The 15,079-nt window shown below is 58.0% G+C and carries 13 protein-coding genes, 1 tRNA gene and 1 riboswitch; of the genes, 8 read left to right on the top strand and 6 right to left on the bottom strand.

Annotated features, from left to right (window positions below):
• Window positions 1–12: 12 nt before the first annotated feature.
• On the bottom strand, window positions 13–675 hold the full coding sequence (locus tag LKO31_RS02060) for a DUF721 domain-containing protein (RefSeq protein WP_227688417.1): 663 nt from the start codon (window positions 673–675) through the stop codon (window positions 13–15).
• 71 nt (window positions 676–746) lie between these two features.
• Here LKO31_RS02060 and LKO31_RS02065 point away from each other — a divergent pair, with 71 nt between their 5' ends.
• The 3 genes from LKO31_RS02065 to nudC are packed head-to-tail and all read left to right on the top strand — an operon-like array spanning window position 747 to window position 4,033.
• On the top strand, window positions 747–1,853 hold the full coding sequence (locus tag LKO31_RS02065) for an A/G-specific adenine glycosylase (RefSeq protein WP_265104521.1): 1,107 nt from the start codon (window positions 747–749) through the stop codon (window positions 1,851–1,853).
• Between the two features lie 4 nt (window positions 1,854–1,857).
• Window positions 1,858–3,156, top strand: coding sequence for a serine hydrolase domain-containing protein (locus LKO31_RS02070; RefSeq protein ID WP_227688418.1), 1,299 nt, complete (start codon window positions 1,858–1,860; stop codon window positions 3,154–3,156).
• A gap of 1 nt (window position 3,157) precedes the next feature.
• Window positions 3,158–4,033 (top strand): NAD(+) diphosphatase, encoded by an 876-nt coding sequence (gene nudC, locus LKO31_RS02075; protein WP_227688419.1) that lies wholly within the window; start codon window positions 3,158–3,160, stop codon window positions 4,031–4,033.
• A gap of 77 nt (window positions 4,034–4,110) precedes the next feature.
• On the opposite strand, the gene LKO31_RS02080 is transcribed toward nudC, so the two are convergent.
• From LKO31_RS02080 to LKO31_RS02090, 3 genes are all read right to left on the bottom strand, one after another.
• Window positions 4,111–4,680, bottom strand: coding sequence for a DUF2497 domain-containing protein (locus LKO31_RS02080; RefSeq protein WP_227688420.1), 570 nt, complete (start codon window positions 4,678–4,680; stop codon window positions 4,111–4,113).
• Window positions 4,681–4,785: 105 nt separating this feature from the next.
• A complete protein-coding gene (locus tag LKO31_RS02085) occupies window positions 4,786–6,276 on the bottom strand; it encodes a TolC family outer membrane protein (RefSeq protein ID WP_227688421.1) in 1,491 nt (496 codons plus the stop codon).
• Between the two features lie 72 nt (window positions 6,277–6,348).
• Window positions 6,349–7,011, bottom strand: coding sequence for a protein-L-isoaspartate O-methyltransferase family protein (locus LKO31_RS02090; protein WP_227688422.1), 663 nt, complete (start codon window positions 7,009–7,011; stop codon window positions 6,349–6,351).
• A 292-nt stretch (window positions 7,012–7,303) separates the two neighbouring features.
• Here LKO31_RS02090 and LKO31_RS02095 point away from each other — a divergent pair.
• The 4 genes from LKO31_RS02095 to pnuC all read left to right on the top strand — a co-directional run bounded on the left by LKO31_RS02095 (window position 7,304) and on the right by pnuC (window position 11,742).
• Window positions 7,304–7,377 (top strand) — tRNA-Cys (locus LKO31_RS02095).
• A 193-nt stretch (window positions 7,378–7,570) separates the two neighbouring features.
• A riboswitch (TPP riboswitch) is annotated at window positions 7,571–7,681 on the top strand.
• A gap of 32 nt (window positions 7,682–7,713) precedes the next feature.
• Window positions 7,714–10,038, top strand: a complete 2,325-nt coding sequence (locus LKO31_RS02100) for a TonB-dependent receptor (RefSeq protein WP_227688423.1) — start codon at window positions 7,714–7,716, stop codon at window positions 10,036–10,038.
• A gap of 4 nt (window positions 10,039–10,042) precedes the next feature.
• On the top strand, window positions 10,043–11,185 hold the full coding sequence (locus tag LKO31_RS02105; RefSeq protein WP_227688424.1) for a phosphotransferase enzyme family protein: 1,143 nt from the start codon (window positions 10,043–10,045) through the stop codon (window positions 11,183–11,185).
• Window positions 11,182–11,742, top strand: coding sequence for a nicotinamide riboside transporter PnuC (pnuC, locus tag LKO31_RS02110; protein ID WP_227688425.1), 561 nt, complete (start codon window positions 11,182–11,184; stop codon window positions 11,740–11,742). Before LKO31_RS02105 ends, pnuC begins: the two co-directional genes overlap by 4 nt.
• 50 nt (window positions 11,743–11,792) lie before the next feature.
• Here the strand turns inward: pnuC and ycaC are convergent, their stop codons facing one another.
• Both ycaC and LKO31_RS02120 read right to left on the bottom strand, forming a co-directional pair.
• Window positions 11,793–12,419: an isochorismate family cysteine hydrolase YcaC gene (gene ycaC / locus LKO31_RS02115; protein WP_227688426.1), complete on the bottom strand. Its 627-nt coding sequence runs from the start codon at window positions 12,417–12,419 to the stop codon at window positions 11,793–11,795.
• Window positions 12,420–12,602: 183 nt separating this feature from the next.
• A complete protein-coding gene (locus LKO31_RS02120) occupies window positions 12,603–13,481 on the bottom strand; it encodes a pirin family protein (RefSeq protein ID WP_227688427.1) in 879 nt (292 codons plus the stop codon).
• 82 nt (window positions 13,482–13,563) lie between these two features.
• On the opposite strand from LKO31_RS02120, the gene LKO31_RS02125 reads away from it, so the two are divergent.
• Entirely contained in the window at window positions 13,564–14,526 is a 963-nt protein-coding gene (locus LKO31_RS02125; protein ID WP_227688428.1) for a LysR substrate-binding domain-containing protein, read from the top strand.
• Window positions 14,527–15,079: the final 553 nt, after the last annotated feature.

Here is a 15,079-nt window from a genome sequence, read left to right on the forward strand (position 1 = left end):
GCAGAATATCGTTTATCCGCTGCGTGGCAAGCCGCGCGAAACACCTAGTCCGGCGGCCATACGTTCCAGCACCATGCGCAATTCGGGGTCGGCAATTTCGCGCAATGAGTCGCTGAGTTCGGCGGGCACTGGCCCCAATTCCCGTTTGGGCTTTGGGGGTTTGGGCGGCGTCAGGCCATGGGCCATACGCACGCTGGCGATGGCGGCATAGCCAAAGAAGCGATTGACCGATTCCACTATGTCCGGCCCAATATGTTGCAGCATCGGGGCGTGCGCGCCGCAGATCGACAGGTGCAATGTGCCGCCAGCCTTGCTGCCGGTTGGAAAGCGAATCAACACCGGCTGGGTGACCTTGGCGAGCCTTGGGCCGACAATCTCTGCCCAGCGGCTGACCACCGATGTTTGGATAAAGCCAAATTTGCGAAAGGCGGTGCCGCCCACTTCGGGCACCAACTCCGCGACGCGCCGTGCTTCGCCGCCGCGTGGGCGGCTATATTTGGGCTGCGTGCCCTTGGCTTTTGATTTGTTGGTGTTTTTTGTCGCGCTGCTTTTGCTGCTGGCTTTGCGGCGGCTTTTGGGTTGGGCAGGGTTGGGCGCTGGTTCCGCCATTGCCGCCGTGCCCGCCTCGGCTGGCGGCATGGAAATGAGCTTATCGCCGCTGGCTGCTTTCGTCATAGGCGCACCCATGCCATAAGCATGGGGTGAGCGTCCAGACTTCTGACCCCTATTGCGGCATCGAAACCGACTTGACTAGCGGCCATGCCCCGTCCCCCCGCATCCCCAGCTTCGCTTCGCGCTTGCTGGCGTGGTATGACCGCCATGCCCGCGCCTTGCCGTGGCGCATCCCGCCGAACAGCGGGCGGGTGCCCAATCCTTATTATATTTGGATGGCAGAGGTGATGCTGCAACAAACCACGGTCGCCGCCGTGGCGGGATATTTTCAGCGATTCACGCAAAGTTGGCCCAGCGTGAGCGACTTGGCAGCGGCGGATGATGCCGATGTGATGGCTGCATGGGCGGGGCTGGGATATTATGCGCGGGCGCGCAATTTGCTGGCCTGTGCCCGTGTGGTGGCCGACCAATATGATGGCCAATTTCCGTCCAGCGAAGCGGAACTGCGCGCCTTGCCAGGGGTGGGGGATTATACCGCCGCCGCTGTGGCCGCCATTGCCTTTGGACAGCGCGCCGTGGTGGTGGATGCCAATATTGAACGGGTCATGGCCCGATATCGCTGGATCGAAACCCCTTTGCCCGCCGCGAAGAAACTGATTCGTGCCGCCCTTGCGCCCTTGGTGCCAGAAGCGCGGACGGGCGATTTTGCTCAGGCGATGATGGATTTGGGGGCGGGCATTTGCACCATTCGCCGCCCCGCCTGTGGTATTTGCCCGTTGATGCAAGATTGTGCCGTCGTTGGGCGCGCAGATATTGAAAGCGTTCCGGTAAAACCCGCCAAAAAGGCGAAGCCGCACCGCCATGGCTTGGCCTATTGGATCGAGGATGATCAGCATATTTGGCTGGTTACGCGCCCAACCAAGGGCATGTTGGGCGGAATGCGGGCGTTGCCCGGGGGGGCATGGGGGGATGACCGCTTGGGCAGCAACAGCGGGGTATCGGTCGACCATAGTTTCACACATTTCGACCTGACCCTGACATTGGTGGAACGCGGGGTGGATGTGTTGGACGCGCCGCATGCAACGGATTTTGGCGTGGATGGAAATGGCGCCGCTGACCTGCAAGATGGGCAGTGGTGGCCGATATCAACGCTTGACGATGCGGGGCTGCCCACGCTTTATCGCAAATTGGTCGATCAAAAACGGCGCCGCGACGAAGGCCGGACAAAGCCGAAAGGGTGAGGATATGACGCAGATGATGTCTCGGCGCGCATGGCTGGGCGCGGCAGCGGCGACCAGCGGCGCCTTGATGCTGCCCCCTAGCTTGTGGGCGCAGGCCGCGCGCACGGCCGGAGCAAATGCTGCGTCATCGGCCTATCCCCATGTGCGCGATTTCATTGGGTCGTTCGTCCAGCGGCGGGAATTGGCGGGAACGCTGGCGATGATCGGCAAAGGACAAGCGCCAGCGACGATTATGGCGGCGGGCCATATCGCGATGGATTCGTCCACCAAGGTCGATGCCAATAGTTTGTGGCGGCTATATTCCAACACCAAGCCGATTACGGCAATGGCTATGATGATCTTGATCGACGATGGCGTGGTGCGGCTCGATCAGCCGATTGCCGATTTTCTGCCCGCCTTTGCGAAGATGAAGGTGCAAAACACCCCCGATGGGTCGATCAGCGATGTGCGGGACGCCAAACAGCCGATTACCATCCGTCATTTGCTGACCCATACGGCAGGTTTTGGTTATGCGATCATGCAAAAGGGCCCGCTGCGCCAAGCTTATGAAGAGGCGGGTTTGACGGGCGGCGTTTTCACCAAATTGCCCGTGCCCGGCATGACGGGCCAAATTGCCCCCAGCTTGGCAGAATTTGCTGATCGCTTGGCCGCTTTGCCGCTGGTCTATGAACCCGATACGCAGTGGAGTTATTCGGTCAGTCTTGATCTGGCGGGGCGGGTGATTGAGGTGGCGTCGGGTCAAAGTTTTGACGAATTTTTGCGCCAGCGTATTTTTACGCCCTTGGACATGAGCAGCACATGGTTTCAGGTGCCGTCATCCGAAGTGGGGCGGTTCACCACCAATTACAGCCCGCTGGGCGGCATTTTATTCCCCATCGATCCAGCGCGGGCCAGCATATATTTGGACAAGCCAAAGACGCTGCATGGCGGCAGCGGCTTGGTGTCTAGCGCGCGCGACTATGACCGGTTTTTGGCGATGCTGATGGGCGAGGGGGCATTGGGCAATACGCGAATTTTGCGGCCGGAAACGGCGCGTCTAGCGATGTCCAACCTGATTGGCGACCATGTTGCGCGCAAAGGCACCTTCATTGACGGCGCGGGTTTCGGCGCAGGCGGGCGGGTGTCGCTGGCCCATACGCCGGGCGGTGAGGGCATCTATGGCTGGTCCGGCGCGGCGGGAACATTGGGTTTTGTGGACCGCAAACGTGGATATCGTGTGGCGGCCTATGCCCAATATTTGCCGCCGAACAGCCTTGATTTTCAAAGTAAGTTTCCCGAAATCGTCATGCAGGATATAAAATAATATGTCAGGACCATTGGGTTTTACAGGGGCGTGGTTGGACCGCGCTGATCAATTGCGCGCCGATGATGCCGCCTTGGCACAAGCGCAGGCGGACCCGCGCGCCCGTTGTCTGGCGATGCATGGGGTCGATTTTATACCCGCAGAGGGCGGCGGCTTGTTGTGGGAAGCCATTGACCCGATGGACGACCGCCCCTTGTTGCTGTTGGGGCGTGATGAGCGTGGCATCGGCTATTTTGTCCGCGAAGCGGTGCCAAGCCGCCGTGTGGATGCCCGTTCGCGCACGATCATGCGCTTTTTACCATCTTTGTCGGATCAAGATTTGGCGGTTTATGGCGGGGCGCGGTCTCTGGTGGACTGGCATGCGCGCCATCGCTTTTGCGCATCTTGCGGGGGTGAAACCTTGGTGTTCCGTGCGGGCTGGGGCCGCAAATGCGGTGCGTGCGACGCCGAACATTTCCCCCGCGTTGATCCGGTGGTGATTATGCTTGCCGAACATCAGGGCAAGGTGTTGGTCGCGCGCCAACCCGGATTCCCGCCGGCCTTTTTCTCGGCGCTCGCGGGGTTTGTGGAACCTGGCGAATCCATCGAAGAAGCGGTGGCGCGGGAATTGTTCGAAGAAGCGGGCATTCGTGTTCGTGACATTCGCTATATCGCCAGCCAACCTTGGCCCTTTCCATCGTCGCTGATGATGGCCTGTATGGCTGTGACCGATGACCCCACGCTGACGTTGGATGAAACCGAGCTGGAAGCCGCCATGTGGGTGGACAAAGCGGATGTGCGGGCGGCCTTGTCCGGCGATATGAACGCGCCCTTTGTCGCGCCGCCGCTCTTGGCCATTGCGCGGCATTTGCTGGCCCATTGGGTTGGGCTGGCCTGATCGGTTCAGTATCCGTTATGAACGCAAAAGGGCGGCTGATTGGCCGCCCTTTTGCTGTCTATTTCCCATGCGGGATATCAACGTTGGCCGGTAATCCGGCGGATTTCCTTGGCGACCATAGCCTCGACGATGGGGGGCAGATTTTGGTCCAGCCATGTTTTCAGCATGGGGCGCAAAGCCTCCATCACCACATCATCAATGGTGCGGGCGGGGGATGAAACACCCGCGGCCGCCAAATTGGGTGACAAAGCAAAGGCGGTGTTTAAGGATTCCAAGGATTGGCGCGCCGCTTCGGCGCTGGCGTTGGAAATCAGCGTGTCGTTCAGCGTCTGAGCCGACCCGGGACTTGGCTGTGCGGCGAATGTTGGCGCAGCACCCGCAGGGGGGCTGGGCGTAGTCGTCTGCTCTGGCGGGGCTGCATGGGCTGACGGACCATGATCATGCAGCGGCATGGTGATTTTTTCGACGGTGTGAAGGTCGAGTTTTTCCGCCATGGATTCATTGGGCTGTTCGGTCATTTGTGCGCCGTCACCGGCAGGCTGGACCCGCGACATACGGGCCTGAACCGTCGCTTCATCGCGTGCAATAACGCGGCGAATGGATGATAAAATATCTTCCATAGATGGTTCGCGCGACATGTCGCCCATCAGCCTAGACCCCTTTTGTCCGTCAAAATGGACGATCAACCATGGTTAGCGACACAAGGCGACACTTGCCAAGCCCCAATTGCGCCGATTTCCATGATATGGAAATTATTGACCCGTGCTGACCGACGAAGCTGGCACATCGGCATTGGCCGCTGGAACCGTGCGTGTGTCGCTGGCGTGCTGGACCGGCGTGGGCAAATCGGCCCAATCCGACAATTGGCCGCGCACCTTGTTATAATGAATATTGGGGTCATAGAGAACGCCGCCGTCCAGACCCAAATCCCGTGCTTCGGCTTTGCCCATGGCGGCCAATAAGGAAAAGGCCGCGACATAGGCATTGCGCTGGGCGGACACCAATTGCACTTGCGCGTTCAGATATTCTTGCTCGGCGTTCAAAATATCCAAGATCGACCGCGTGCCGACGCTATTTTCCGCCCGCACCCCTTCGAGGGACAAGGCGTTGGCGCGCACCGCTTGCTGGGATGCCGAAATGACGCGGTCATTGGCTTGCCATGCCGCATAGGCCCCGCGTGTTTGCGCGATCACAAAGCGTTCGGCTTCGATATATTGTTCCAGCGACTGGCTCGACCGGCTTTGGGCCTGACGAACCTGCGCCGAATTGCGTCCCGCCGCGAACAACGGCAGGGTCAGCGATACACCCGCCACCGCGCTTTTATTGTCCTGATCGACAGGGACATTGGGGACGATGCTGTCCAGACTGTTCAGATAATTGCTGTAAGTGCCGCTGACCGTTGCCGATATTTTGGGTAGGCGCGCCGCGCGGGCTGTACCGATGTCGGCGCGGGCGGCTTCGACATTCAACGCGGCGCTAGCGATGTCGGGGTTGTTGTTCAGCGCTGTGTTCACCGCGTCATCCACCGTGGTTGGCAGATTGGGCAAGGGCGGCGGTGCTTGCAAATCATCCGGCGCGCTGCCGACCAAGCGGATATAGGCTTCACGGCTGGAGATAAGCTGGGCTTCGCTGCCGCGCAATTCCCCCTCGGCTCGGGCCAAGCGGGCGTCCGATTGGGCCACGTCCGTGCGGGTTAAATCACCAATTTCAAAGCGGTCCCGCGTCGCTTCTAAGTTGGTGCGCAGCACATCGACATTGTTGCGGTTCAGTTGGACAATCGCCTGATCGCGAATGACGTCCATATAAGCGCCAACAACTTGGGAAAAAACGCTGGCTTCGGTGGCGCGCAAATTGGCTTGCCCCGCATCAACGCGCAGCTTGGCGGCCTTCAGGCTGTTGCGCACCGCGCCGCCTTGATAAATGGGTACGGCCAATTGCGTGGTCGCGGACAAGCTGCGATCGGGTTGACCAACCGAGCCGCCCGATTGCGCGATATTGTCGTTATAATTGCCCGATAGATTAACCCCCGGCAGACCATAGCTGCGCTGGATCGGGACATTTTCGTCATTCGCGCGCTGGCCCGCACGGGCGGCGGTTAGGGTTGGGTTGTTGACATAGGCTTTGACGAGCGCTTCTTGCAGCGTTTCCGCCCCAGCAGGGACCCCTATCATCATCGTGCCGGTCACAAGGCCAGCCAGCAAGATTTTGCGACGGGGCCGATGGGCGCCGGTGGAATGAGTCATAGGGGTTCCGCTTCAATAGGTCAGAAAGACAACAGCTTTGCTCGTCATAGTCTGTGTGTGGATATTAGGATTTTAGAATTGAAAACCCTTGGGCGCGGCAAAGGCGGCCAGTGGCGCAACGTCCATATCGGTATAAGGACGCAGATTTAATATGCCGTTGGTTTTGATGCCTAGCTGCAGGCGCGCCACGGCACCGTCACGCTTCGCGGTGATCAGGCGGCCACCGTCAACCAATTGATCGGTCAGCGCGTCGGGCAATTCTTCAATCGCGCCGTCGATGATAATCAGGTCAAACGGGCCTTTGTCTGCTGCGCCCGCCGTCAGCGGCGCATCCACCCATTGAATGGCATCAATTTTTGCCGATGCTGGTGCGGCATTTCGCAGATCGGCATTATCTTCGACGGCTACAACTTGGGCACCCAATTCGGCGATCAAGGTGGCGACATAGCCCGTGCCAGCGCCAATGACCAAGGCGCGCTGTCCAGCGGTCACTTCGGCCTTCATCAACATGCTGCCCGTCACCAGCGGCGCATTCAGCACGCGGCCCGCGCCAAGGGGAAGCGAGCGATCTGCATAGGCCACGCTGGCCAAAGCGGCGGGAACAAAGTCTTCGCGGGCCAATTTGCCCATCACGCGCACGACGTCATTGTCGATAACGTCTGTGGGGCGAAGCTGACAGTCGATCATCGCCGACCGCATTTCAGCAGCAGTGGATTCGTTCAATTTGGTTGCCATCCGTGTCAATCCGATTCGCTGGGCCCATGACTGGCACGACGCCTAGCCCAGAACAAGCTGTATTACAATTGCAATACAGCAAAGAGTCGTGTTCTGCCCGCGCATAGCCTTTGAACAGCGCCGCGCCAAGCCTGCATTGCGGATTGGCGGGCGCTTTTCGGCTTGTTGTCCCGTGGCTAGCACGAGATTCTTCGATAAAAATTCGCTGTGCATGAAAGATTTGCGACAAGAAGGCATTGCCACTGCGCGATGAATTGGTTAGTGGCGCTGTCACCACGCGATTACGCATCGAGGCCCGATGGCGGAGTGGTGACGCAGAGGACTGCAAATCCTCGCACGCCGGTTCGATTCCGGCTCGGGCCTCCATATTTCCTGACATCATCCTCTGCTATTGGCCTATGTTGCATGGCTGGCATTGCCAGTTTTTCAGCGCCGATGGTGCCGAATAGCCCAGCCTGTGCCACCAGCTTTCGGGGTGCGGTCAATTGGGCCTGTGGGTGCGGCTGACTGGCTTCCCTACGGCACCCTCTATCTTCTTGTCACAAAGCCTTGTATGGGCCGCTTATCCCCGGGGGGCCGCTGTTGCAGTGGCTGAGAGGTGGTTTGCAGACCACGACCCGCTGAACCTGATCCGGTTGATACCGGCGTAGGGAGGGTGGGCAGATTTTCTGTCGTCCCTCCTATGGAGTGGACGCGTAGAATATGACATTAAAATTGCATTATCTTGGCCGTGCGGCGCTTGTTTTTCCAACATTATTTTTGGCTGTGCCTGCCTTGGCGATGAATATGGCGTCTGATGCGGCGTCCGACGCGGGCGCAGAGGATAGCGGCCATGCCCCAATTCAAGTGATCGGCCACCGCGACCCTGTCGGCTTGCTGCCGGCCCAAGACGCGCCGCGATCCATTAGCGCGATTTCCAGCGAATTCATCACTAAACAGGCACCAACGATGAATGCCTTTCAATTGGTGAATATCTTGCCCGGCGCCAATGTGGCGATGAGCGACCCTTATGGCCTGTCCGCCAGCAGCGGCATCACGCTGCGCGGTTTGGGGCAGGACAGTATTGGCGTCTTGATGGAAGGCGCGCCGCAAAATGACATCGGCTATTTCTATGCCTATCCCGCGCAATTTGCGGACACGGAAAATATCAAACAGATCATACTGGCGCAGGGCAGTGTGGATATTGATAGCCCAGTGGTGGCAGCGGCAGGCGGCATGATCTCGCTGTCCTTGGATGACCCCAAGGACCAGATGGGCGCGTTGGTGAACCTGTCCTATGGTAGCTATGATGCACGCCGTGCCTTTGTGCGCGTGGATACGGGCGAGATTGGCAATAGCGGGGTTCGGGCCTTTCTATCCTATTCCAACAACCGCGCGGACAATTGGCGCGGGGCGGGATTTGACAAGCGCCAGCATGTGGATGCCAAATTCCTGACGACATGGGGCGATAGTAACCGCGCCAGCATCTCTTTCTCTTATAATGACGCCAAAACATCGACCTATCCGGCTGTGACCAAGGCGGATTGGAAGGCCGTGGGCCGCGATTATAATTTTGATGCCGACTATGGCGATGGCAATTTAAATTATTGGCGCTTGTACCGTGCGCCGTTCCGCAACCTCTATATCAGCGCGCCCTTGCAAGTGGCGCTGAATGACAGGCTGACGCTGAACAATTCGGCCTATCTACAGATGGGCCATGGCAATTCGCCTTATGGAACAGAGCTGTGGACCGAGGGCAATTATCTGGGCACGGAGTTGCTGGATGAGCCGATCAATCTGCCCGGCGCGGTGGACGGCAAAGCCAATGTGATGGGCAATTGGACCGGCAAGCAGTTCCGTGTTGGCGACGTTGCCAAACTCACCTTGCAAGCGGGCGCGCACCGCGTCACCGCTGGTCTGTGGTTTGATTATGGCACCGACCGTGTAACGCAAAGCTATACGTCGTTGAACGCGGATGGCCGTCCGGTGGATGAATGGGGTTATCAGGATAAAGCCATTCGCACCGCTGATGGCCGCTTGTTGGCTTATGAAAATGCCCGCACCGTTACGGTGACGAAAGGCGCATTTTTGGCGGATAGCATCGCGCTGAGCGACAAATTGGGCGTGGATGTGGGGTTGAAGGCGGTGAATGTGCTGCGGCGGGGGCATAATTATTTGCCCGGTCCACAAAGCGACATTCGCTATAGCAGCAGCGCCTTGTTGCCGCGCGCGGCGATCCGCTATGACGTGGGTGACAGCCAGCAGATTTTCGCCAATGTGAACACGAACTTCCGCATTCCTAATGAGTTTGCGCTTTACGACTATTATTATGATGGCGTTGTGGTGAGCCAAGGCAGCACAAGCCTGAAGAATGAATATAGCGTGTCGTCGGAACTGGGTTATCGTTACAATGGCGCGAAGCTGTCCTTGGCGCTGACAGCTTTCCACTATTGGTTCCGCAACCGCCAAGTGCCGACTATTTTGAATGATGGCGGCGCGCAAGTGAGCGCGACAGTGAACGCCGGTTCCATGCGCAGCCATGGATTGGATGCGGAAATCAGCTATCGTCCAACGGAAGGCTGGGGCATCTATCTGTCCGGCGAAATTTTGCGCACCAAATTGCTGGATGACCTGCCCGTGGGGTATGATTTCCTGCCGACCAAGGGCAAGAATGCGGTGGCCAGCCCCAAATATCAATTTGCGGCCGGTAGCAGCTATGACGATGGATTGCTGTTTGGCAGCATGGCGCTGAAATATGTCGGCCGCCAATATGCGACCTTTATGAACGATGAAAGCATCAAGCCTTATGCGACGTTGGACCTGTCTATCGGCGTGCATTTGGCGGGGATGTTGGATGGCAAGCGCACGGATTTGCGCCTGAACGCGATTAACATCACCAACCCCAAGGTCTTGTCGGGCGTTTATTCGGTGTCGAGCAATGCGCTGGACACCGAGGGGCGTGGTGGCACCAACATTTATGGCAGCGCCCCCAGCTATTATATCGGCAGTGGGCGGGCGTTTGTCGGCACCTTGTCGCGGGCGTTCTGACGCGATGAACGGGTCTGGGCATTTGGTGCATGGCATGGGCACGGCGTTGGAAACCCCAGTGTGGCCCGCCATCACCGATGCCGAGGCGGCGCGCGTGGTGCAGCATTTTCCGGATGCGGGTGGGTTTCAGGCGCTGCAATGGCACAGCCCGCGCCCCTTTTCGGCGGCGGCCTTGGTGGAATGCGGTGCGGGGCGGTTGTTTTTGAAACGGCACCACCCGCGCTTGCGCAGCATGGCGGCGTTGAACGAAGAACATGGTTTCGTCCGTCATTTACAGGCGCAGGGCCTGTCGGTGCCGCCCATGTATCGCGCCCATGGCGGGGGCACGGTGCTGGCGGATGGGCCGTGGGTTTATGAATTGCACGGACAAGGGCAGGGAACGGATCTCTATCGCGACCGACTGTCATGGACCGGATTTTTGAATGATCGCCACAGCTTTGCGGCGGGGGCCGCCTTGGCGCGGTTGCACCATGCGGCGCTGGGATATGATGCGCCGGATCGCGGCCCCTATCCGCTGGTGGCCAGCGCGCAGATATTGACCGCCGCCGATCCTGTGTTGGCCGCTGATCGCTATATATATGCGCGGCCTGCGGTGGCGGCCTATCTTCAGGGGCGTAATTGGCGCGCTTCCTTAACAAAGATTTGGGCGGAACTGGGGGACGGCCTGTATCCGGCCATTGCCCAGCAGCCGCGATTATGGACGCATGGCGACTGGCACCCATCCAATTTGCTGTGGGCGGCAGATGGCACGGTATCGACGGTGCTGGATTTCGGTGTCGCGGCCCCCAGCTTTGCTTTGCATGATTTGGCGATGGCGCTGGAGCGTAGCGTCATACCATGGCTGGGCATGGATGATGGTCAGTTGACCGAGGCCGCGGATGTTGATGCGGCTGCCGCTTTGCTGGCGGGATATCATAGCATCCAGCCGCTCAGCACGGCGGATATCGCGTTGGTGCTGCGCCTGTTGCCGCTGGTCCATGTGGAATTTGCATTGTCCGAGGTTGATTATTTCGCGGGCATCGTGCGCGATGCCGCCGCCGCCGACTTGGCGTGGGACGGATATGCCTTGGGCCATGCCCATTGGTTCCTATCGGACCAAGGCCAGCATTTCCTGCGCAGCCTTGCCGAAGGGACGTCGGCCTTATGACGTCATTGGAAATATTGGCGGTGCCTTTGGCCTTTTTGGGAATATGGCTGACCACCAAGCGCAGCCTGTGGTGCTGGCCCGTGGTGTTGGTGTCGGCGGGCCTGTATGTGAAGATATTCTGGGATGCCCAGCTTTACGCCAATATGATCTTACAACTGCTGTTCGGCTTGTTCATATTATATGGCTGGCTGATGTGGCTGCGCGGGCGCGGGGATGATGGCATGGTGTCCGTCGTTCCGCTGCGCGGGCGAAATGCGGCGGCGGCCTTGGCGCTGACCATGGTGGGGGCGGGGCTGACGGGTTGGTTGTCCAGCCATTATAGCGATGCGCCTTTGCCGTGGCCGGACGCCATCCTCAGCAGCTTCAGTCTGCTGGCCCAATATTGGACCGCGCGCCGCTATGCGGCCAGTTGGATGCTGTGGGTGGTGGTGGACATATTCTATGTTGGCCTGTTCGCCGCATCGGCCCTGTGGCTGACGGCGGGACTATACGCCGCCATGGCTGTGCTGGCGGTGCTGGGCTATCGCCATTGGCGGGCCTTGGAAACGGCGGGATAAGCACAAAGGGTGACGGAATGATCCGCCACCCTTTGTTGGGCAATAGGTTTTTATTTGCCTTGCGTTACGATGTTGTAACTGGTGATCAGGTTGCGATAATCGGGAATATGGTTCGAAAATAGCGCGCCCAGCCCATCCACATCATTGCGCCAATCGCGGTGCAATTCGCAGGCCAAGCCAAACCATGTCATTAATTGGGCACCCGCGGCGGTCATGCGCGACCATGCGCTGTGGCGGGTCACTTCATTGAACGTGCCCGATGCGTCCGTGACCACAAAGACGTCATACCCTTCCGCCAGCGCGGACAATGCAGGAAAGGCCACACAGACTTCGGTGACGACACCTGCGATAATCAATTGCTTTTTACCGGTGGCTTTGACGGCGGCGACAAATTCTTCATTGTCCCATGCGTTAATCTGACCAGGACGGGCGATATAAGGCGCGTCGGGGAATTGTTCCTTCAGTTCGGGGACCAGCGGACCATTGGGGCCGGTTTCAAAGCTGGTGGTCAAAATGGTCGGCAGCTCAAAATATTTCGCCAGATCGCCCAGCGCTAACACATTATTCTTGAACTTATCGGGGTCAAAGTCGCGGACCAGCGACAACAGGCCAGCTTGATGATCAACCAGCAAAACAGCCGCGTCGTTGCGATCCAGACGAACATAGGGTTTGGACATGATATTCTTCCTGCAAAAGGCCGCACGAAGGGAGCGGGCAAAGCGCAGACGCTTTGCCGACAAGATGCGCTGCGGCGCACGCACCATCGTTGGGATATGAAAAGGGACGGGGTGGGGTGGTCCGATAGGGCGGGGGGGGGAAAGCCCTATCGGACCAGATGTTCAGCATCTAAGATACGGCAGTTACTCCGTTGCTCCTTCGTGCTGAACAAAGCGGCCAGTGTTGAAATCTTCAATGGCCTGACGAATTTCCTTTTCGGTGTTCATGACAAAGGGGCCATGACCGAAAATGGGTTCGTCAATGGGTTCACCGGTCAGCACCAATAATGTTGCATCGCCGTTGGCAAAGATTTGCGCACCTTCGCCGTCTGTGCTCAGCAAAATGGCTTCGGCTTCGCCGCCTTCCATGCTGCCATTCACGGTGATATGGCCTTTCAACACCACAATGATGGCGGTGTGCCCTTTGGGCAAAGCCAGATCGACTATGGCATCCCGCTTGACCTGCACGTCCCACATATTGATGGGGGTAAAGGTTTTGGCGGGGCCCGTAGCACCCAAATATTCCCCAGCAATCACCCGCGCCGTGCCCGCATTATCTCGCAAATTCACCACAGGAATATCTGCCGACAATATGCCTTGATAAGCGGCCGGAGCCATCTTGTCCTTGGCAGGCAGATTCACCCACAATTGAATCATGCGGAACGGACCGCCCGTTTTGGCAAAGGATGGGGAGTGATATTCTTCGTGAATAATGCCGCCGCCAGCGGTCATCCACTGCACATCACCCGGACCAATCACGCCGCCATTGCCAGCGGAATCGCGATGCTCCACTTCGCCGTCATAAACGATGGTGACCGTTTCAAATCCACGGTGGGGGTGCTGACCGACACCGCGTTGGTCGGTTGTGGGTTCGAAATAATGCGGCCCAGCATAATCTAGCAGCAAGAAGGGGCTGATATGCTTGCCCAGCCGATTATAGGAAAAGAGCGAGCGAACGGGAAAACCGTCGCCAACCCAATGTCCCCGGTCCGAACCATAGCGTCCAAGGATTTCCTTCGTCATAACCAATCTCCGAGGCGACCGTCCTATGAGCGGTGGGTCGCTGTTAAAAACCATATAGACTTGCGACGATGGGGCGAAAAGATTGCTCAATCGGACTAAGCGTTCTATTCATGCAACGATGCAAGACCTCAACGATCTCTATTATTTCGTCCAAGTGGTGGATCATGGGGGATTTGCTCCCGCAGCGCGGGCTTTGGGGGAGCAAAAGTCGAAGCTCAGCCGACGCATTCAGGGCTTGGAAGATCGGGTGGGGGTACGCCTCATCAATCGATCATCGCGCCATTTCTCGGTGACCGACATTGGACGCGCTTATTATGAACGCTGCCGCGCTGTGCTGGTGGAGGCAGAGGCCGCTGACCAGATATTGGCGCAGGTGCGGTCCGAACCAGCGGGCGTTTTGCGGGTGTCTTGTCCGGTCGCCTTGTTGAATTTCCATTTGGGGCCGATCTTCGCGGCTTTCCTCAAGGCCTATCCCGACATTGAACTGCAATTGGAAAGCACCAACCGCCGCGTTGACGTGATTGCAGAAGGCTTTGACGTCGCCATTCGGGCGCGCTTCCCGCCCCTAGAGGTCAGCGAGTTGATGATGCGGCAATTGGATATCAGCACCCAATGTCTGGTGGCCAGCCCGGCCTTGTTAGAAGATGCCTTAGAACGAGGGGGCTTTACGTCACCACAAGATTTGCGCGGCTTGCCCAGCCTGTCGATGGCATCGCCCCATGAAAAGCAATTGTGGCAGTTGCAGCATGAGGACGGCCAAATGCTGTCGATCCCGCACAAGCCCAATTTGATTACCGAAGATATGAGCGTGCTGCGCGAAGCGGCCTTGGCGGGTGTGGGGGTGGTGCAATTGCCGACCATGCTCATCTGGAAAGACATAGAAGCAGGGCGCCTTGTTCATGTCTTGCCGGATTGGCGTCCCAAGGCAGCCATTGTTCATGCGATATTCCCATCCAAGCGCGGATTATTGCCTTCTGTTCGGGCGCTGCTCGACTTTTTGAGCCACAGTTGCACGGAACAGAGGCAGGCTATGCCAAATCTGTGACCATCTAGACTGGGAATCGCACAGGGCGGCGCACCAGAATCATCATCTTCAGGGCTAAGAATCAGAAAAATAGAACGAATCTGACAAGATGATTCGGGATTCGGCGGGTTCTTCTGATGCTGATTGCGGCCTTGGGGCGCAAAAGAGCGTGATTTGGCTGGGAAAAATAGAATTTTATTAAATTCATGAAATTTGGCAGTTTTGCGGGGAGAGGCAGCGATATTTCGGCGCTGAATAGACCGAAAATGGGGTGTAAAACCAAAACAGTCGACAAACATTGGTTGACGGTACAGCTAAGTCCGCTTAGAGGCGTTTTCACCGGACGGGGCGCGGCGGCAACGCTGCACTGACCGGTCGCCAACATAGACGGATAGCATGGTTTCTCGAATGAGAATTTCGAGGGATGGAAGGCTGTCCGGTTCTTTGTCTGGTGTGATCTTTGAAATTGTGATTGTCGATGAAGGGACATGTGGGCGGCGGCCCTGGTTCTTGCAGCTTTAAGGTGCAAGCAAATCAGGTTAAAAAGCCAAGCCTGACCTACATGTCTTACACG

The sequence above is a fragment of the Sphingopyxis yananensis genome (genome assembly GCF_020687785.1).
GTDB lineage: Bacteria > Pseudomonadota > Alphaproteobacteria > Sphingomonadales > Sphingomonadaceae > Sphingopyxis > Sphingopyxis yananensis.